This window comes from Streptomyces sp. DSM 110735, assembly GCF_016482685.1.
In the GTDB taxonomy this organism is placed as follows: domain Bacteria; phylum Actinomycetota; class Actinomycetes; order Streptomycetales; family Streptomycetaceae; genus Streptomyces.
Genome location: NZ_JACYHF010000005.1, coordinates 160,861 through 180,197, shown reverse-complemented (window position 1 = coordinate 180,197; position 19,337 = coordinate 160,861). Strand labels below are relative to the sequence as shown.

General features: G+C 65.7%; 15 protein-coding genes and 2 pseudogenes. 10 read left to right on the top strand and 7 right to left on the bottom strand.

Annotation, left to right across the window (positions count from 1 at the left end; translation table 11 throughout):
* Nucleotides 1-42 precede the first annotated feature (42 nt).
* Nucleotides 43-1,286 (top strand): annotated as a pseudogene (locus IF655_RS10925) (IS3 family transposase).
* Between the two features lie 160 nt (nucleotides 1,287-1,446).
* Nucleotides 1,447-5,856, top strand: coding sequence for a hypothetical protein (locus tag IF655_RS31095; protein WP_242488666.1), 4,410 nt, complete (start codon nucleotides 1,447-1,449; stop codon nucleotides 5,854-5,856).
* Between the two features lie 42 nt (nucleotides 5,857-5,898).
* On the opposite strand, the pseudogene IF655_RS10915 reads toward IF655_RS31095, so the two are convergent.
* The 5 genes and pseudogenes from IF655_RS10915 to IF655_RS10895 all read right to left on the bottom strand — a co-directional run.
* Nucleotides 5,899-6,510, bottom strand: a pseudogene (locus tag IF655_RS10915) (iron chelate uptake ABC transporter family permease subunit); the annotation flags it as partial.
* A 44-nt stretch (nucleotides 6,511-6,554) separates the two neighbouring features.
* Nucleotides 6,555-7,643, bottom strand: coding sequence for a site-specific integrase (locus IF655_RS10910; protein WP_199583940.1), 1,089 nt, complete (start codon nucleotides 7,641-7,643; stop codon nucleotides 6,555-6,557).
* Between the two features lie 66 nt (nucleotides 7,644-7,709).
* Nucleotides 7,710-7,916: a helix-turn-helix domain-containing protein gene (locus IF655_RS10905; RefSeq protein ID WP_199583938.1), complete on the bottom strand. Its 207-nt coding sequence runs from the start codon at nucleotides 7,914-7,916 to the stop codon at nucleotides 7,710-7,712.
* Between the two features lie 233 nt (nucleotides 7,917-8,149).
* A complete protein-coding gene (locus tag IF655_RS10900) occupies nucleotides 8,150-8,809 on the bottom strand; it encodes a tyrosine-type recombinase/integrase (protein WP_242488665.1) in 660 nt (219 codons plus the stop codon).
* 984 nt (nucleotides 8,810-9,793) lie between these two features.
* On the bottom strand, nucleotides 9,794-12,895 hold the full coding sequence (locus IF655_RS10895) for a Tn3 family transposase (RefSeq protein ID WP_199583935.1): 3,102 nt from the start codon (nucleotides 12,893-12,895) through the stop codon (nucleotides 9,794-9,796).
* A gap of 197 nt (nucleotides 12,896-13,092) precedes the next feature.
* Between IF655_RS10895 and IF655_RS10890 the strand changes: the two genes are divergently transcribed.
* The 8 genes from IF655_RS10890 (at nucleotide 13,093) to IF655_RS10855 (ending at nucleotide 18,242) form a co-directional block, all read left to right on the top strand.
* The gene (locus tag IF655_RS10890; RefSeq protein WP_199583934.1) at nucleotides 13,093-13,998 is read left to right on the top strand and encodes a hypothetical protein; all 906 of its coding nucleotides are present in this window, start codon (nucleotides 13,093-13,095) and stop codon (nucleotides 13,996-13,998) included.
* Nucleotides 13,999-14,037: 39 nt separating this feature from the next.
* Nucleotides 14,038-14,727, top strand: coding sequence for a hypothetical protein (locus IF655_RS10885; protein WP_199583933.1), 690 nt, complete (start codon nucleotides 14,038-14,040; stop codon nucleotides 14,725-14,727).
* A gap of 38 nt (nucleotides 14,728-14,765) precedes the next feature.
* Complete coding sequence (locus IF655_RS10880) at nucleotides 14,766-15,197, top strand: hypothetical protein (protein WP_199583932.1); 432 nt, start codon at nucleotides 14,766-14,768, stop codon at nucleotides 15,195-15,197.
* A 113-nt stretch (nucleotides 15,198-15,310) separates the two neighbouring features.
* The gene (locus tag IF655_RS10875; protein WP_199583931.1) at nucleotides 15,311-15,448 is read left to right on the top strand and encodes a hypothetical protein; all 138 of its coding nucleotides are present in this window, start codon (nucleotides 15,311-15,313) and stop codon (nucleotides 15,446-15,448) included.
* A 630-nt stretch (nucleotides 15,449-16,078) separates the two neighbouring features.
* Nucleotides 16,079-16,906 carry a hypothetical protein gene (locus IF655_RS10870; RefSeq protein ID WP_199583930.1) on the top strand — a complete coding sequence of 276 codons (828 nt, stop codon included), beginning with the start codon at nucleotides 16,079-16,081 and terminating at the stop codon, nucleotides 16,904-16,906.
* Nucleotides 16,907-16,992: 86 nt separating this feature from the next.
* The gene (locus IF655_RS10865) at nucleotides 16,993-17,277 is read left to right on the top strand and encodes a hypothetical protein (RefSeq protein WP_199583929.1); all 285 of its coding nucleotides are present in this window, start codon (nucleotides 16,993-16,995) and stop codon (nucleotides 17,275-17,277) included.
* Nucleotides 17,234-17,554 (top strand): hypothetical protein, encoded by a 321-nt coding sequence (locus tag IF655_RS10860; RefSeq protein ID WP_199583928.1) that lies wholly within the window; start codon nucleotides 17,234-17,236, stop codon nucleotides 17,552-17,554. Before IF655_RS10865 ends, IF655_RS10860 begins: the two co-directional genes overlap by 44 nt.
* A gap of 226 nt (nucleotides 17,555-17,780) precedes the next feature.
* Nucleotides 17,781-18,242, top strand: coding sequence for a hypothetical protein (locus IF655_RS10855; protein WP_199583927.1), 462 nt, complete (start codon nucleotides 17,781-17,783; stop codon nucleotides 18,240-18,242).
* Nucleotides 18,243-18,673: 431 nt separating this feature from the next.
* Here IF655_RS10855 and IF655_RS10850 read toward each other — a convergent pair whose 3' ends face one another.
* Together IF655_RS10850 and IF655_RS10845 are read right to left on the bottom strand one after the other, a co-directional pair.
* Nucleotides 18,674-19,039, bottom strand: coding sequence for a hypothetical protein (locus IF655_RS10850; RefSeq protein ID WP_199583926.1), 366 nt, complete (start codon nucleotides 19,037-19,039; stop codon nucleotides 18,674-18,676).
* 9 nt (nucleotides 19,040-19,048) lie between these two features.
* Nucleotides 19,049-19,273 carry a hypothetical protein gene (locus IF655_RS10845; RefSeq protein WP_199583925.1) on the bottom strand — a complete coding sequence of 75 codons (225 nt, stop codon included), beginning with the start codon at nucleotides 19,271-19,273 and terminating at the stop codon, nucleotides 19,049-19,051.
* Nucleotides 19,274-19,337: the final 64 nt, after the last annotated feature.

The window sequence follows — 19,337 nt, the reverse complement described above, 5'->3', positions numbered from 1 at the left end:
TCCGGGTTCGATGGAGACTCGATCATTTGAGAGGATCGAGTCATGGCACGTCCTTCCCAGTACCCGCTTGAGCTGCGCCGTCGCGCGGTGCGGATGGTCGCCGAGGTGCGGCCGGAGTACGACACCGAGTGGGCCGCGATGAAAGCGGCCGCCCAGAAACTGGGCATCGGCACGACCGAGACGCTGCGGAAATGGGTGCGGCAGGACCTGGTCGACGCCGACGGCCGTCCGGGCATCACGACAGAGGAGTCGGCCGAGCTGAAGCGACTGAAGAAGGAGAACGCCGAGCTGAAGCGGGCGAATGAGATCTTGAAGGCTGCGGCGTCTTGCTTCGCGGCCGAGCTCGACCGGCCACACACGCGCTCGTAGCGTTCATCGACGAGCACCGGGACCGCTTCGGCGGTGTCGAGCCGATCTGCCGCGTGCTGACGATGCACGACTACAAGATCGCCCCTGCCACCTATTACGCCCACCACAAACGCCGGACCGCGCCGTCCGCCCGGACCATGCGGGACATCGAACTGAAGGAGCGGATCAGCAAGGTCTTCGATGCCAACTGCCGTGTCTACGGGGCGAGGAAGGTCTGGCGCGAGCTGAACCGGCAGGGACACCGTGTGACCCGCTGCACCGTCGAACGCCTGATGCGCGAGCTCGGCATCGCCGGAGCGGTCCGCGACAAACGCATGATCACCACGCTTCCCGGCGGACAGGTCGAGCGGGCCCCGGACCTGTTGGACCGCGACTTCGTCGCCCCGAACCGCTGCTGGGTCGCGGACTTCCCACGTGAAGACCTGGGCTGGCGTTGTCTACGTCGCCTTCGCCGTGGACACCTTCTCCCGCCAGATCGTCGGCTGGTCCGCGGCCACCGTGAAGGAAACGTTGTTCGTGCTGGACGCCCTGGAGATGGCGATCTGGCAGCGCGACCGCGACCAACACCCCGTCCGACCAGGAGAGTTGATCATCACTCCGATGCCGGGTCGCAGTACACAAGTTTCCGGCTCGCCGAGCACCTGGACGCAGCCGCCATCGCCGCCTCGATTGGATCGGTCGGCGACGCCTACGACAACGCCCTGATGGAAAGCACGATCGGCCTCTTCAAGACCGAGCTGATCAAGCCCCGACAGCCCTGGAAGACGCTGCCCTACGTCGAACTCGCCACCGCCGAGTACGTCGACTGGTACAACCACCGACGAGTCCACGGTGAGATAGGCCACGTCCCACCCGTCGAATACGAGAACAACCACTACCGAGCAACCACGAAACCCCAGGCCACAACCAACATCTGAGGTCGCTACCGAACCCGGAACGGTTCAGGCATCGCAGCACCTCCGGATTAGACTCGAGTAATCCCCTGATGCACGGCATGCACCGTTTGACTCCCGTGTCAGTGGGGGCGTCTAGAGTCGATAGCGGTGTCGGGTGGACAACTAACGGGGGTGGGCCGGGATGGGGCTGCCGGGCGGCTCTGCCGACAAGGCGGGAAACCAGTACGAGGATTGGTGGACCGCCCTCCGCGTGGCGGACCTACTCACGGGCAAGGCAACCGCGATCCGCCTGGAGCCGCCGGGAAGCGCTGGCGAAGGCATCGAGTTTGAGATCGACGAACCTGCGGGCCCGTGGTGCGAGCAGGTCAAGGACGTGCCCTCTCAGGGTGAGTGGAGCATCCCGAGGGTCGGGAAGATCCTCAAAGCAGTCAACGCTCACATCGAAGTGGGCAAACGGGTCCGGCTGGTGTTGTCGACCGGTTGCCCCAAGCTGAAGGATCTGGCCACGCGTGCTCGTGCTGCGCAGACTTTCGATGAGTTCGAGGAGATCCTCACTCAGAAGCAGCCGGCCGACTTCGCGTCCGTGATCAGCAATTGGACGTTCGAGGAGCAGCCCTCCGATCAGGAGACCGGTTGGCAGTACTTGCGCCGCGTGCACGTGGAGCATCTGACCCCGGAAGCGTTGCAGCGACTTGTGTCGGTGACGTACGAGCGTCTCTTCGTCGGGGACACGGAGATGATCGTCAGCAAGCTGAGCAGCTACCTGGGCGACCGACTCCATCAAAGAGTGACAGCGGTCGAGATCCGGGACCATCTGGTCGGCCTCCCGGGTGTGCGCCCACGCCTGCTTCCGGGGGATCCCAGCACGCACCTGGCCCTGGACGCGACCGTCAAACGATTCGCCAGACGCGTGGCCAAGACCAAGCCGACATTCGGGCTGGCACCGCAGCCTCAGTCGGCACAGTTGTGTGAGCGGCTACATGCTGAGGGTGGTCCGCAGATCGTGGTCTGCGAAGGCGGCGCGGGGTCGGGGAAGTCGACCGTTGTCGCGGACGTATTGGCCCGTATGACGGAGCTCGGCTGGCCAGCTGCCGCTGTCAGCATGGATCGCATGGACGCGACGGTCCAGACGGCCAAGGCGCTGGGTAAGCGGATGCAAGTCACGGACTCGCCCGCTGTCCTGCTGGCAGGGGTCGCTGACGAGAGGCCGGCCCTACTGGTCGTCGACCAGCTCGATGCGGTCAGCGCATACAGCGGACGCATGTCGGATGCATACGATGCCGTCGAGGATGTGCTGGAAGAGCTGTCCGTTGCTCCGAACGTCAAAGTGCTCATGGCCGTCCGTACGGTCGACATCTCCAACGATCCGAGGCTGTCGGATCTGGTGTCGCACCAGGGACGCGTGGAGCGGTTCTCGCTCGACGTCCTTGAGGAGGACGCGGTACGGGAGGTACTCGCCGCTGCAGGCGATACCCCTGAGCAAATGAGTGATACCACGCTCCAGCTACTGAGGACGCCCCTGCACCTGTCGATCTTCAGCCGCTTGTCTCCGGCAGCCCGCGCCCTGCCCTTTCAGACCTTGCAACAGCTGTACGAGCAGTACACCCCCGAGGTTCGGAGGAGGGTCGAGCAACGGCTCGGCGCCCTCGATTGGTCAGAGATCACCAGTACTCTGACGACCTATCTCAGCCAGCATGAAGTGCTCCAGGCTCCGACCTCCGTACTTGACGCCTTCTCAATACACCAAGTAGCGGCCCTGGAGTCAGAAGCTGTCCTGCTCCGTGACCACGGCAAGATCGGCTTCTTCCACGAGACGTACTTCGATTACCTGTTCGCACGGACCTTCCTGGCTGACGGCCGAGACGTTCACGACTTCTTGGCAGCATCCGGCCAGTACTTGTTCCGGCGGGCACAGACCCGTCAGCTCCTGGAGCACCTCGCAGGCACCGACCGTGACCGGTTCCGTACCACCGTGGCCCGACTCCTGAACTCAGCAGAGATCCGCCCCCACCTGCATGATGTAGTCATCGGTGTGCTCAGCCAGTTGGACGCTCAGCCCGAGGACTGGCAGGCCGTCGAGACGGTCGCATTCAGTACGGCGACCTCGGCCGCGAAGGTGCGCGGGCTACTCTCCCGGCCCCAGTGGTTCGATGCTGCCGACCATGATCGGCGCTGGGAAACCTGGCTCGGCTCAGCCAACACAGTCGATGAAGTCTTTGGCAGCCTGCTGACCGCCGCCCGTGAACGATCCGAGCGGGCTGCCGAGCTCGTAAGCCCCTTCATCGCCACGACGCCTGAATGGCAGCGGCGCCTGGAAACTCTCATCGAGTGGTCGCTCGCCCCGGGACTCATCGACCTGGCAATAGGTCTTGTCGACTCGGGTCAATTGGACCAGCTACGTGGGCCGATAGCCGTCAACAGCGACTTCTGGTCTGTTCTCTACGGCCTCGTCGAAACGGACCCCGTCGGCTCTGCCCGTCTCGTCGGCGCTTATCTCCGCCGGGGTGCCACCCTAGCGGCCGCCGATGGTTCCGGAGACCCGTTCCTCTCCCAGCACCTGCCGGTGCACTCGCAAACCGCGGACAAAGTACTCTCGGGAATCGCCATAGCACAGCCCCACGCATACGTAGAAGCGGTCTTGTCCTTCGTCATCGAGGTGGCCAGGGCGAGCAGCACCAAGCGCCAGACGCCAACAGGCCACTGGGCCTATCGCTCCGTGGGCGGCCATGGCGTCGATCAGTCCCTGTTCAACAACCTCGACCATTCTCTGCGTGCACTTCCCGCCATAGCTCCCGAGGCGACCGACGCCGCCCTGCGCAACCTGACTCCCTGGTCTGCAGAGGAACCGGAAGAACTGCGCTTCCTCGTGTGCCGCATGTACGCGGTCCTCGGGCGCCCCGACGAAGCCATCGACTGGCTACTCTCCAACGAACGCAACCTACGCCTCGGCTGGAGCGGCAGCCCACGCTGGGCAACGCGAGAGCTCATCGAGTCCGCTTCGCCTCATTGCGGCGAAGCGACCCTGAACCGTCTGATCGCCGTCCTGCTCGACCACCAACCGCCCTGGGAACTCCCGCGCAAAGACCGCCCGAGCTGGTGGGGCCGGTCCCAATACGAACTGCTCTCGGTCATCCCGAAATTCCGCCAAAGTCACGCGGCGCGCCGCCGGTTGGCTCAGTGGGAGCGCAGATTCCCTGATCAACCCCCTGCGCCACCTGCAGCAGTGTCCGTGTCCTTTGTCGGTTCCCCTATCACGCCGGAGGCAGCCCGGCACATGACCGACGAGCACTGGCGCCGTGCCTTCACGAAGTACGCCAGGCCCGACCACCGCCCTGCCTTCGGTCGCGGCGGCCCTCTCGAACTTGCCGAGGTCCTGCGCGGTTGTGCCGAAACCGAGCCTGACCGGTTCTGCGATCTGGCACTCACGCTGAACAGTGCCGCGTCAACCGTCTATCTCAACGCCATCATCACGAGCGTCGCCCCTCACGTCACCACCGACCGCTGGACGGCACTGGTGGCCCACGCAGACCGCGTCGCCGGCACGCAAATCGCTCACGCTGTCTGCAACACTCTGCAATCGACACCGGGCTTGTTCACTCCTGGTCTGGCGACAATCCTCAGCCGCTACGCCGCCGACTCCGATCCGGACCACGACCCGACCGAGACAGGTAGCGAAGTCGGCGACCTGTTGACCGCCGGCATGAACTCCAAGCGCGGCAGGGCAGCGATCACGCTGGCCGCGCTCTTTCGCCACCAAGATCAGCACCGGCAGTTCCTCATCGAACACACTGGGCGTCTGGCAGATGACCGTCTCCTAGCGGTTCGCGTCTGCGCGGCGCAAGCGGTGAGCAGTCTCATCGACCATGCACCGGACAACGGGTTGGACACCGCCGACCGCCTGTTCAGCCATCCAAGCGCTGACGTGCACAACGCCACCACTTCTCAACGTCTGCTCATCAATGCGCTGTCCCACGCGCCCGACCGCTTCGCACCGCACTTGAAGCGCGCGCTTCGTAGCCAAGGCACCGCAGCGGAACTCGCAGGTCAGACCTGGGCCGTCGCTCTCTTGAACGGATGGCCCCTCGCCGGACTCCCTTCCAATCCGCAGGATTTGAGCGTCGAGGCACGTCGAGGTGCGGCTGCCGTCTTCGCCCAGCGACCAGGCAACTCGCTCTTTCTGACCGAATTGCTGAACGATCTAGACGAAGAAACACGCGCTAACTCCTCGCACGCCCTGCGCGACGTCTTCGACCTTCCACCAGGGCAAGCGGACAAACTAATCCAGGCGTTCATGGACAGTACGGCCTTCTCGACCAACTCCGAGCACCTGTCCTTCGCCCTCCACCAACACACCGGCATCCTGCCGACCATCGCTATCGACGTCTGCGAACGCGTCCTTCGGATCGGCGGCAACGAAATCGGCGATATCAGAACCCGACGGGCAGCTGAGGGCTACTACCTGGTATCGATTGTCCTCAAGTTGTACCGCCAAAGCCCTCCGCAGCTACGCAAACGGTGCCTGGACCTCATTGACGCACTCTCACTGGCCAGCGCTCACGGGCTACTCGGTGCCCTGGACTCGGAACGCTGAAGCCGAAGCACTACAACCCTTGCTACATCCAGTGGGATGGTCAGCGGTGGGCCGCGCGGTCGCCGAGAGCAGGACCAGGCTGGTTCGCGCGACCCGCACCCCGAGTCCAGCGGCGGTCTCCGCGTCGGAGGACGTCAGCACGACGAAGGAGGTCAGCGCGCAGAACCGCTACATGGCCGTAGCCCCGTAGAGCACAACCCGGTCGGTGCTGCCGCCGAGGGTGTGGCTGAGCAGCGGAACCAGAGCGAAGGAGAGCAACGCGCCGAGGAAGGCACCCGCTGGCCGGGACACGACGCCTCCGCCCATTCCCAGGACGACCACGGCGACCGCTCCCATGGACAAGCCGGAGGAGACCCCGAACACGAACGGGTTAGCCAGCAGATTGCGGAGCAGGGACTGCATCACCGCCCCGCACACCACGAGTCCGGCCCCGCGCACGGCGGCGAGCAGGATGCGTGGCACGCGCAGATTCCATCCGATGCCGTCTCGCTGCGGCGCCAATGCGTTCTCACCGAAGCCGAGAAGGGCCTCGACGGTCGTCCGCACCCCACCGGTGGAGATGTCGGCGGGACCGATCGTCACGGCGACGGCCGCTGGACTCTTCCCGACGACGGCCCGACCGCCCGCGGATGTGATCCGGCCCTGCCCAGCCAGGAGACAACTTCGCCCTGTCCGTGGAGGACAGGGCGAAGGAACGTTCATGCGACGATGGTGAGCGGGGTTTCCATGCGTTCCCATGCTCCGAGGACGGCCTTGTGGGCGTCCGGCTGGAGGTGGGCGTAGCGCTGGGTGGTCTGGAAGCTCTCGTGGCCGAGAAGGTGCTGGACCTCGTAGAGCGAGACCCCTCTCTGGACCAGCCACGAGGCGCAGGTGTGGCGCATGGAGTGCGGTGGGTAGTGCGGGACGAGTTGCAACTCACCGTCGTCACCGAAGTGGTAGGCGGCCTCGACGGCGGGCCACCAAGTCTGCCGACGCCAGTTGCTGTCGGCGAGTAGGCGCCCGGAGCGGCCCTTGGTGATGGTGGTGAAGACCACTGCGTCGCGGTCGAGCCGGTGGATGTGGCGTTCGAGGGCCTCCAGGACGTGGGGTGGGAGGGGGACCTCCCGGCGGCTCTTGGAGCTCTTGGGGTACTCCTTGATGCCGCTCTTGGTATTGACCTCCACCACGAACAGGCGGGAGCGGCGTGTGTCGATGCGGTGTCGGTGGAGGCCGGAGAGTTCTCCCCAGCGCAGTCCGGTGTAGAAGCCGAGCAGGCACATCGTCCGCCAGGCGGGGGCAAGTCCGTCGAGGATGCTCTGCGCCTGGTCGGGTGTGAACCACTGTGGCGGTTTGATCGCGATGGGCGGAAGGTCGATGCTGCGGCACGGGCTCACCGCGATCACATCGTCGTCGACCGCCGCGCGCATGATGGACGACGTCAGGTTGTAGGCCCGCTTGATCGCGGCGGGGCCTGCGCCCTTCTCGACCAGGGAGCGGATCCAGCTCTGGACGTCCATGCGGGTGATGGCTCGCATTTCCCAGTCCGCCCAGTAGAGCATGACGTGGTTCTTGATGCTGGACCCGTCGCCCCGCAGGGTGTGGGGTTCGACGATGCGGGCGTTCCACCATCGGTCGTGCCATTCCCGGAACGCGATCTCGCCGGCCCGCGGGTCGCGCATGCCTCCGCGGGTGAACTGGGTCTCCAGCTCAATGCCCCAGGCCCGCGCCTGGGCCTTGAGGGGGAAGGACTCGCTGAACCGGTCTCCGGCCCGGTTGCGTACGGTCGCCTGCCACTTGCCGGACTTCAATTTGCGCAGGTACGCGGTACTACTCCTTTATTAGGAAGCGGTGAGGGCTGGGCTGGGGGCGAGAGATCACCGACGGGGGCGCGGGGAACCAAGCAACCTCCTGGCGATGAACTCCTCCAGCCCTGCAGCAGGGACACGGACGCGGGATCGTTCCGTCCCGGTGCGCAGGTCGACGACGGGGAGGTCACCGGCGGCGATGAAGCGGTAGACGGTGCGGCGGTCGACATCCAGGGCGGCGGCGACAGCGGGGATCGACAGCAAACGGGCAGGCATGCGCGAGTCCTCGGAAACAGGGAGGGAAAGGCCAAGCAGGCGAATTCATTCAGCCGGGCTGTCGGCGGTCCACGGCGCAGGTCAACCGGCCCTGTCAGGGCAGTGGGACCAGATCACTGAGGGGCCGAGCCATGTGACACGACCGCATGAAACGTGGACCGCCGGCGTTCGGGATACATACGGCAGTGCTCCCGCGTTCGGAGCGTGAGTCGGAGCGCGCGCGGGACGGGAAACTACCGCTCGGGATTGTCCGGAATGCGGAGGACCTCTTCCAGGTGGTCCCAGTCGATCTCGATGTCTTCCAGCCTGAAGCGGTGCGGGTACCGCAGCACAATCCAGCTCGCACTCACGCCAGCCCACTCGGCGACGCCCCATGCAGGAACGCCCGCCTCGAGCCAGCGGTCCAGACAGGAGTCGCGCAGGCTGGAGAGCTGCTCCCCCAAGCCAGCCTGCACCTCGTCCGGGCTCAGCACCGCTTGGCGAGCTTGCCTCCACGCCCTCTTGTACTCGGAGGACGCCAACGGCCCACCCCGCTCGGCCGGGAACAGCAGATCTTCGGCTTCCAAATCCGCCTCGTCGATCCAACGCCTCAGCACATTCACGATGTCCGGGGAGACAGGAACCCTCCGGCCCTCGCCGGCACGGACCAGCATCTCCCCGAACTCCCCGTCCGGGAGCGTCACGTCCTGCACCCGAACCGAGGCTGCTTCGCCCGGCGAGAGCGCGGTGCCCGCCATAGAGGCGAGGAAAGGGAAAACGGCCCCCGAAGATGCCTCCTGGATCCACTTCAGAAGTGAGCGAACATGGTCCGCAGAGAGCAAGGACGATTCGCCTATTGCCAGCTTCGACAAACTACATGACTCCTCATACGACACATCGGGACGCGTCGGCATCCCCTGGCAATTCAATGATCTGGAGAAACGCCGGTTTGGCCAACCGGCGATCGTCGGCTATGTTGCGCCCGCGACGCAACTCTCGCGGTCCCGGTTGATACGCAGAGAGCAGGTTCCGCTTTCCCGAGACCGCTCTAGGTTTGCTTCCTTCGCCAAGTTAATCCAGTCCGTATGGGACTCAATGTGTCTGCTGTCGGCGATCTGCCCGAACACACCCATACCTGCACCTCGGCGGCCAGGAAACGCGAAGACAGAGCAGGCGCCTTCTAAGCGCCTGCTCCATCGATTCCCCTCCCGCGATCCACACCGACGCCCCTTGCACGAGGGCCGGGCAATATCACGGGAGGCGACTGCACACGTAAAGGCCCGGACCGCTGCCCCGGGCCTTTATGAGGGGATGATTCGCTACCTCGCCACGTCTTAGACGTAATTCAAGGATTCATTCAAGCCTTGGCCGAAACATCGGCGCCAGGCCACGCAGGTGAAAACGACTAACTGAAGCGCGTACGGCAGTCCACCGAATACAACTGCCTCATCTCGCCGTGCCGCCACGGGCGACGCTCTGCGGCTAAACGACCTTCGTCGCCCGCGTCGCGTGCGCCCGGACCGTGGACGGCAGCGTGCGCTCTCGCCGGTTCAGGGCGGTACGCCACGGATCTGTTCTGACCACACTGCACGCGGTCCTTCCAACCTGTCGGTCGGACAGATCTCCAAGCGTTGCCTGTGGCACGAAGGGTGAGGACGACGCGCTCGCACAGACCACCGACTTCCAGCCGCCGGTGGCCCCGACGGCTTCCTCGACCTGCCCGATAGGCTGGCTCAGGCTGCGACGTCGAATATTGCTGAACCGTGCGATAGCACCTATCGGCGCAGGTCAGATGGGACCTCAGCTGTCCCATCTGAGCTCGGGTTGATGTGAAGCGGCCGGAAGCTGACGGCGCAACCGCTGCCTGTTGTCACCGAGCCGAGGTGGGGTGCCGTAGGTCAGCTGGCGTTGGTGCCGTCGCCTGTCATGCCGTCAGGTCCGTCGTCCAGCTCCTCCACGGCCCGCATGGAGCTATCGGAGAGTTCGGGCATCTCGAAGGCGTAGCGGCCCTTCATGTGGATGTGCCGATAGAGGAAGGGAGACAGGCTCCGGACGACTTCGTCGGGAACGGGCCTTAGGTGGCTGGTCTTCTTCGCGAGGAACAAGTCGATGTAGGCGGTGTTGAAGAGTACGACCATATTGACGATCAGCCCGAGTGCACTGAGTTGTTCCTCCATTCCGGTCTGGTAGCGGTGGAGGCGGTCTTCGGTGCCGTGGTAGATCTTCGCGGCCAGCTCGTGGCGTTGGGCGTGGCGGCTGCTCTGCGTTTCGATCTGACGGCGGTAATCGGGATTGTCGATGAGGTCCAGGATGTGTGCGGTCTTGAAGATCTTCCCGTAGTGGGCGAGTGCCTTACCCAAGGACGTGGGGGTGCCGTTACGGACCACCATGCGGATCGCGTCTGCGGATCGCACGCGGCCGAGGTGGACCGCTCCGACGAGACGGAGCATCTCGTCCCAGTGCCGTTCGATGAGCACGGTGTCGATCTGGTTGCGGGTGGCGTGCTGCAGGGGGCCGTAGTCCTCGCCGGAGGCGGTGTCCATGCGGGCGAGGGTCATGTCGGTGACGTCGGCGGCTGTGGGGGTGTAGATGTAGCCGGAGAGCGCGAGCAGGCCGAAGATGATCTCTTGGTGCGGGCCGCCCTCTGCGACGATCTTCTGCGGGTTGTGATCAGGGTTCTGACTCCGGGGGCTGGTCGCCTTGAGGGCGCTGGTGCGGCGGTCATTGAGGACATCGAGCACGTGCAAGCAGGTGTGAACGGATCCGGCAACGACATCGTTCGTGAGCCCCATGGCCTGACCCGACAAAAGCGTGAGATGGGTGACGTGGGCGGCGCCGTGGGAAGATGGGCGGGCCTGGATGGCGCTCGGTGGCGCGACCATGCGCTGGCCCTCCACGGATGCCATGTGGCCGCCGTTCCACGCTGCGGCGACCATCAGCTGTGACTGCCGTGCCAGCAGACGGTTGTTAAGCGCTTCCAGACGATCAGGTCGCAGGAAGTTGTCGATGACGTAGGTGATGTGCCTCCTGTCTAGTGCGGGGACGTTGCCGGCGACGGCCTCCACACCGACGTTGCAGCCCAGGGCGACCAGGGCGGCGGACAGGGTGATATCGAAGTTGCTTTGACGTGGGGGCTCGCCGCTTGGTGTGGTGAACACCTCGGTGCCTCGGGTCCACGTGAGAACTTCCAGGATGAGTTGGGGAAGGTCGCCCTTGGGCAACCAGCCCGTAAGTTCCGTGGTCACCTTGCGTAGCCGGGGGTCTGGCGGAAGAGGCGCGGTGGACACGACGAGCCGGCCGCCGTCACCGATTTGGATCTGACGATCTTTCGGCAGGCGCTGGGCGATCGCATGGGCCTTGGTGTGGAGTTCGTGGCCAAGTCGCTTCAGGTGGTCGGCCGCGTCCAGTGGAAGCCCCAGGCTCTTCGCTACCGAGGCCCGCAGCGCCACCCACTCCGCCAGCGATGGCAAGCCCGCTTGCGGGTTGCCCCACTTCGATGCGCCTTCAACGAAGATTTCGCGCCGCATGAGGCGGGAATAGAACCGCTCCACCACGCAGAAGGCGTAGGCGGCGGTGTCGACCGTGTCGGGCGCCAGGTGCGGCGCGCGGAGAGCGAGTTCTTTCCAGGACCCGGTCAACAGGCTCTCATCGGCCTCGGCGCGGCTGATGGCGGGGTGATCGATCAGCTCGGTCAACGACCACAGCGCATCCAGGACTCGGCTGGCTTCCGGCGTGCCAGGCCGGTACGCCAACCCTTGGACGATGTGCGGCAGGTATGTCTTGAGGAGATCGATCCGTTCGATCATTTTGGCGCGGCGTGCCTCGTCCGAGTCCGATCCCATCGCCGGCGCCAGTTCGCCGGCCACCGTGACCGCTGCCTCGAACGCGGCGAGGTCCTCACGCTGGTTGAGGAATTCGCCCAGCGTCATGGTGTCTGCCACAGGCGGGATGATCTCGCCCGTGGCGGTGTCTACCTGTCCGTGTCGCGCGGCAAGCAGGTCTTTGCCTACCTCTCTCATGACGGCGGCGGCGTAGGCCAGGTCGGGGAAGATCGCGGATCGCTCTTTGTCGGTCTTGCGTCGCGCTCTTCCGATGAGGTCGTTGGCGATCAGGTGCACCAGCATGTCGACCGCGTCGTCCGCGGCGGTCTCGGTCAGGCGGCCAACTGCGGCCACCGTCGCGGCGCGTCGCTTCGCCCTCTGCGCCTCATGGTTCGCGGCGAACCGGGCGAGATGTGCCAGGCGTCGCGGGGAGAAGACCCGGGGGTCCACGGGAGGCAGCCTCAGCAACTGCACCGCGTTGTTCCGCTCGAAGGCGCGCTCGAGGTTCGCCCAGGCTGGCTTGCCCGGCCCGCGCTGCAGTTCAGCCAGCTGTGACTTTCGCTCGCCGTCCGGGACTGCGGTCAGGCCATCGAGTTCGGATAGCCGGTCCGCGTACGGGGCCAGGAGCGCCTGCCACATCTTCTGGTCGGCTTCCCCTCGTACCGTTCGGACCAGGTCGGTGAGGGCGCGCTCGCTGGGCAACTCGACACGCTCCACCCGCAGCCAGGCGACTGCGCGCCGCAGGAGCGCCCTGACTCCCTCCTCCGTGTACGTGGCGCGCGACACCAGCATGCTCTTCAGCGCTGCCTCGCCCTTGTCGTACGGCTTCCAGTGACAGGCCGACCTGATCTCCTGTGCATGACGCCGCGTCAGCCCGTCGTGCGTGCCGTACATACTCAGGACTGTCAGGCCGTCGCTGATGTCGAGCTGGGCCGCCACGTGTTCTACGACCGGCCGCGGCAGAGAAGCGATCTCCTGCGGTTTGGGAAACCGGCCAAGGACCCGTAGGCAGGTGAGCTGGATGGCGAAGCCCAAGCGGTTCTGCGGCCCGCGTTTGGCCAGGGTCAGCTCGACCTCGGACTCGGTGAGGTCGAAGAGGGCCAACAGGCCCTCCGGCAGATCTGCTTCGGGAATTGACGGGTAATCCCGGCCCAGGGGAAAGCTCGCTCCGGTGCTCATCTTGTACGCCTCACTGCAAATCCGACTACGACGACGTGCAGATTCAAGGCATGCGGCACGGTCAGTCAAACGGCCGCGTCACCGGTCCAGCGCTTAGCACACGGTTCGGCAGGATTCGTGGTCGCAGGCATTTCGCCTGGTCCGATCCGGGGACAGGCCGCGTGCACGGCGGCCGGGACCGCCTACGGTCCCCAGCCATGGAGAACGTATGGATCGAGCCAGCCGGGACCAGCGATCCCGGCTACACCGAGGATCAGCTCAGACGCGCGAGGACCTTCGCAGAGACGGACATCCGGGCGTCCCGGGCACAGCTCGCGGCCCGCTTCGGTCTCGGTGACGTCTGTGCCGAGATCACCGACGGGGCACCGCCGGGCGAAGCCGCCGCCCTGAAACGGCTGGCCCAGCAGCTCGGGTACGCGACGGAGACACTGGAGACGTACCTGCGGGTGACACGCCTGGCCGGAACCGCACTTCGCGAACGGCTGCTCGCCTCCGCCATTCATGTCCCGTGGAAGTGCGTGACCACCGCTTGCGTCACCGACGCCCAAGAGCGGGCGCGCCGAATCCAGTTGCTGACCGAACGGCTCAGCAGTGCCGAGCGGGCGGGGTGGCCCGTTTCACTGGATGCGTCACAGTTCCGCCTGGCACTGGGCCTGGCGGGCGGGACTGAGCCTCCCGCCGAGATCGTGGCCCAGCTCGACCGGGAAGAGGTCCGCGAGGCCGTCCTGGCCGAGCTGACCAAGAGTCCGGCGGCAGTGCTGGCCGTGCTGCGGGAACCGACCGTGCGGGAAGTCCTGAAAGACCAGGACGTCGCGCGCTACGTCCGCGCACAGATGCGACCGGCCCCCAGGGCGGACGAAGCCCTGCTCGACGAGCTCGTCGGCCGTGAGGAACGCGACCCTCACGCGGACTGGACCATCCGCTACTTCGGACTGGTCCACAAAGCCAGGGAGATCTTGCTCCTCGGCCCCGAGGACTTCGTGGACGTGAACGACCCCGACGTGTGGGAGTCCGTCGAGTCCATCCGCGACTCGGTCAGTTCCTGGGCCGACCGGGTCTTGCAGCAGCGTCCCCGCCCCATCCGACTCTTGACAGGAAAGTAGAAACCCATGCCCAGTGCAGCTGGCCGCTACTCCAACACCGTGCGCGACGTCCTCGACCGTGAAGCCCTCCGCTGCATTCTCGCCGGCGGGAACGAGAGCGAGCAGTTCGCCCGGCTCCAGGGGATCGTCCGATCGAAGATCAAAGTTCTGTCCGCTGACTACCACGCGGTGTTCGACCGCGCGGTCAAGACGATGTGCACCACCTCCTTCAACAAGGTCACCAAAGAGATCCGACTCGCTGCCCTAGCCGGACCGCCCGGCCCTACGCACACCGAACCCACCCTCCAGGGCGCCAACTGCGGAACCACACCCACCGCCCCGGACGACGCGAGCGTTCCCGGCCCACGGGCTGGCGCCACCGACGACCAGGTCGTCGCGAAGGTCGTCCTCGGCGAGGGCGGCGAACTGACGGAGAAGACCGCCCGGCAGCTCGTACTGCAGGACCTCGACCGCATCATCGAGGTCCTGCCCCCTCTTGCCGAACGCGACTTCAGGGAGGCCGACCGGCTCGATCAGCAGGCCAAAGAGTCCACCCAAGGAGCAAAGAGGCACCGGGCTCGCGGAAACCGCATCCTCACCTTGGTCAAACGCTACGACCGCCTGGTCGCCGGCATCGATAACCTCCCGGGCATCTTCACCGTCGCGGACCTGATCGCCGAGGTCGGGCCGCAGGCCCTGGGCCTGGACGAGGACGACGCCGAACTGCTGCGCTACGCGGGCGCCCTGTGACCGAGTCCGCGTGGCACAAGGAGATCAAGGGATGGGGCGTGGCCACCGAGATTCCCCTCGGTAACCGCCGCGCTGACTGTCAACTGCGTTGCGGCAAGCGAGCTGAAGTGCAGGCCCGCCCGCTTCCATCCGCCGAAGTCGCCGGCCGGGAGGCCCACGCCGACCTGTGGATCCTGGACTGCCGTGACGCTCATCGCGCGCAACGCCTGATGGTCTGGGACGACCCGCAGTTCGGCACGTTGTTGCGTTGGGAGCGGGCCTGGCAGGGTTTCGCCGTGGCCAAGCGGCCCGTCCTCCTCAATCTCGCACTCGATCTCCGTACCGGTCACGGCACCTTCCTGGAGGTCACCGGCTGGGACTTCAACGGTCATCGGGCCACGGGCACTGGACGGATCCACACCGCCCCCGCGCTCCGGTCCTGGATGCGCTACGGCCTCACTTCCACCAGCGACCGGGCCGTAGCGCGATGAACCTGTACCTATTCCCCCGCCCGCGTCATCGCACCGTCACCATTGAACTCGACGGTCTCCGGCGCCAGCTGCCCGCCGAGTACCATCCAACCGGTCCGCTCGTAGGACCCATGGTGACCGCCCCGGCATTCCACGCCCAGTCCCTGTTCGGCGAGTGCCTCGTACCCGTAGCCAAGCCCCTGCACCGTCCCACCGCACGCACCGACCCACGGCTGATCGTCGTAGATGACCTGTCCGAGGAGTGGGCATAGGCTTCCGCATCCATTATCAGCAACAGCCCTATCGCATCACCGAGTTCTACCCCCAGTAGCCCACCAGACCCCGCTACGCCGGAAATGCCATGTGCTGTGGAGTACGCGCTCCGTGTCTCCTCGCCACGAAGCTGCAGTCCTCTACTCGTATCCGGGCCGCCAGAGAGATGCCGTGCCCGGCAGGCCCGGACGCGGCATCTCTCTGGTGTTCAGGTCAGCACGAGGTGGTGGACATGTGGGCCAGTTGGAGCAGCTCGCGAACCAGGCCGCCGGCCAGCGTGGCAGCAGCGGCGTAGCACGCTGCCTGCCCGAGGCCCTGGATAAGTGGGCGGCGTGCGCGTCGCCTCTTCGGGACGGGACGCTGCGTACGGTGGGACATGACGGTCTCCAATCAGGGGATGGGTCAACTGCCCCCGCACCGCGTGTTCCTGGCAGAGCCACGGTGCGGGGGCGCGTTTTCTGCTGGCCCCAAGCCTTATGGCGGACGTGCGCTCAATGCAGCTTCCGGAGCTCGAATCTCGATGTAAGTTCGGCGCCGTGAACGGGAATCGAACCACCACGTGGGTCGAGGGAACCTCAGCCGATCTAGTTGCGGACGCGGTCGCGCTGGGCGTGAAAGCAAGTCCGAGGATGGTGATCTCCTGGGTCGAGGACGGCCTGCTTGCCAGCCCCGAGCCGCGCAAGACCGGCGCGCACGGCAGCGATCCGCGAGTCTTTCCGCCCGAGCAACGCGAGTTGTTCACCCGACTTCTTGAGGCGCGGGAGCGCTCTCCGTTGGGACGTATCCCGCAACGCTCCCTGATCCGCGTCGTGTTGTACCTGTGGCTGATCGACGACTCGATCGTGCTCACCTCTCAGGCTCGGCGAGCCTGGCGTACCCATGCGCGCGCTGCCGGCCAGGCGACCGCCGTCCGGCGCGGCGAGAACGTCCGCGCCATCGTCGAGCAACTTGCCCACCCCTCAGCCACCCTCAAGCAACGGCGCGCCGCCCTGCTCGTCCTCGAGGAGGGCGAGCGCACTGGGCGGATCGACATCGCCAGGCTGACGGCGGTTCTCACGGAGTTGACCTCGCCGTGGATCGGCCATCCGGGTAAACCGAGGATCGAACGAGCCCTTCCTGGCCCCTTCGGGCCTGTCCCCGTCCAGCACCGCATCGCCGTGTGGAAGGGCCGCGAGCAAGCAATCCGCCTCCTCCGACACGAGGAGATCGACGAGACCGAGCTCGACAGGGTGCGCGCCGTCTTCAGGCCGGAGTGGGCTGACTACCAGGCCCGTCGACCCGCCATGGCGACCATGGGTGCAGGAGAGTTCGCGGCGTACTCCACAGAGCCCGACACCATAGAGGGCCGTGCGATCGAGGTGGTCGATGCCTTCGTGGGAACGCTCGCCGGGGAACTTGGGCTGATCGAAGCCGCGTCCCATGCGGCAGAGACGGCACGCCTCAAACTGGCGCGTTGACGTCCCACAACCATGATCGGCCGGAAAAGTCGTGGTGATTACGCGATCTGGTGCATTGTCAGTGATGGTTCCTAACCTGTTGAGTTATGGCAAACGGCGTGTGGCACACCGGCTATCACATCAAGATCGAGTTGACGCATGCGGACCTCGGACACCCGGACCGCCCTGAGCTGCTGGACGAGATCACTCTGCCGATCGAGCAGCGCGACCGCGAGTTGCTGCAGTGTCCGCAGCATCACGGCACCGGCATCTGCCGGGCCGAGGAGGAAGACCGTTCTCCGTGGATGACGATCCGTCGGCGCACTGTCGGACGGGGTCACGACCCTGGTGGCCGCGCATCTGCCGGTACGCACCAAACCAACAGCCGATGAGAGCGACAAGCACAAGGCGCTCAAGGAGCGGATCGCGCGTGCCGCGCACCGTCACGGCCTTTCCGCGCAGATTGAAGCCCGCAGCACGGACGGCAAGATACGCAATGATGTCCTGGTGTCAGGCAGCGCAGGGCATATCGGATGGGAGGCCCAATACTCGCCGATCACGGCATCGACCGTTCGACGGCGTTCAACTGCCGCTGCAGACCGCGGGATCATGCCCTTATGGGTAACGAACGATGACCGGGCGGCGCTGATCAACCGGGCGCGTGGATGACCTTCCCTGGCGGGCCATTGCCTCCGACCGCGCCATGCTCGTACGCGGCGGGGTGCGACATTTACAGGACTGGGCCTGCACGCCGGCCGCCCAGAGACCCTGCCCCCTCAGCGGCAGTTCGTGCGGTGGACTGCACGTCGCCTGGAGCTTGCCGGCGCTCTGTCTGCCGCCCAAGCCGCACACTGGGGTCGATGCCCTCGTCGCAGCGAGCGCCGAGGGCGACTTCGTGCCCATGAAGATCCCTGGTCAGCACAACTCCCGGGCGTCGACCCGGCTGTGGGCCCCGGCAGCCGACCGGGACCGCTGGCGCAACATCATCGACGAGGACGAGGCACTTCCGGACGCGGAACCGCCGATGCAGGCGACTCTGACGTTCACCGAGGAAGATCTCGACACCACCTGCCGCTACGGTGAGGACACCCGGGTCTTCGACGACCGGCGACCGCGCCACGACCACGCTGACGCATCCGGCCTGCACACCTTCCCCGAGGTTCCTCAGCGGATCTTCCGTATCCCCCGCCAACCTCAGCGCCTCAACGTCAGCCCCGAGCAGCGCGCCGAAGCATCTCGGCGCTGCGGTTGTCGCATCTGGCAGGTCGGTCCCTGTGCCGGCTGCGGCACACCGATTCATCGATACGGCCCAGGGTCCGCGCATGCCTGCGCCGACTGTCGACGGCGTGCGCGCTAGATGACGGCGTAGGACGTGGCCACCTCGAACCGCGGTGGGAAACTCCTGGGACCACTGCGACGGGCCAGTCCGCGGCCGAGGGGCGTCCTCTCCACCGATACCGGTGTCATCGACGCCTTACATACCGGAGTCGTTGTGGGCAGCAGGAGGGGTGATGACGTTCAGGGCACTGCACGCACATTGGGGAACCGTCTTCCCCTACCTGGCAGATCTCGGTTGCGGGCACGACTGGGCCGCCATCTGGAGAGCCCACCAGCCTCTCTCTCCTGCGTCGAGTGCGGGCACACGATGTACGCGAAAACCTCGCACCACGGCCTGCACTTATTTGCCCACGCTCCAGGGGCACCCCCGCTGCGCGCTCGCTGAGGAGACCGACCACCATCACTCGCCGGCACACTTCCCGACCGGACGTACGTTCTAGCACTTCGCCGTCAGACGCTGTTGAAGTAGGTACGAGTGCCTTGAACAAACTCGGTGCGAGCTTGTTGGAACTGACTCATGACCCACGTAAAAGGCCGCTGATCGTGCTCGGTTACCCAGACGGGCTCATCCTCGTCAAACGTGGGGGTCCCACCAGGTAGCTGAAGCAGGTCCCCCATGTCGGCCAACCGAGCCGCCGGCGCTATGAGCCGATCTGGCCCTTCCAGTTCCAGGCGTGCCACTGCCTTCCGTAGACGCTCATACGCCTCGAAGGCGTGATCAAATGCTTCGTCCTGTCGCTGCTCCGCTTCCTGCCGCCCAGCGGCAGCCCGCGCCCTGACCGACTCATTGTCATCCGCTTGGTCTTCGTAGATCATGCCCAGCCATCATGCGGCGCTGCCGCTGATATCGCATGACCGCTTCAACTCGTCTGCGGTAGCCAACACTTCAACGCACGCCGCGTGCTGGCTGGTCCGCCGCGCGTGCTCGAGTTGCGCGCGGCCTGCGGCGACTGCCGAGAGGCGAGCCGCGCGGGCCTGCAGATAGACCGCAGGTACGCCGATAAGGGCGACGGCTGCCGTGACGCTGGAAGTGATCGCCTCTATGGACACATGTTGATCGTAACGGTGGCCACCAACAGGCAAGCGAGGTGCACCGTTCCTGGCCCCGTACCCG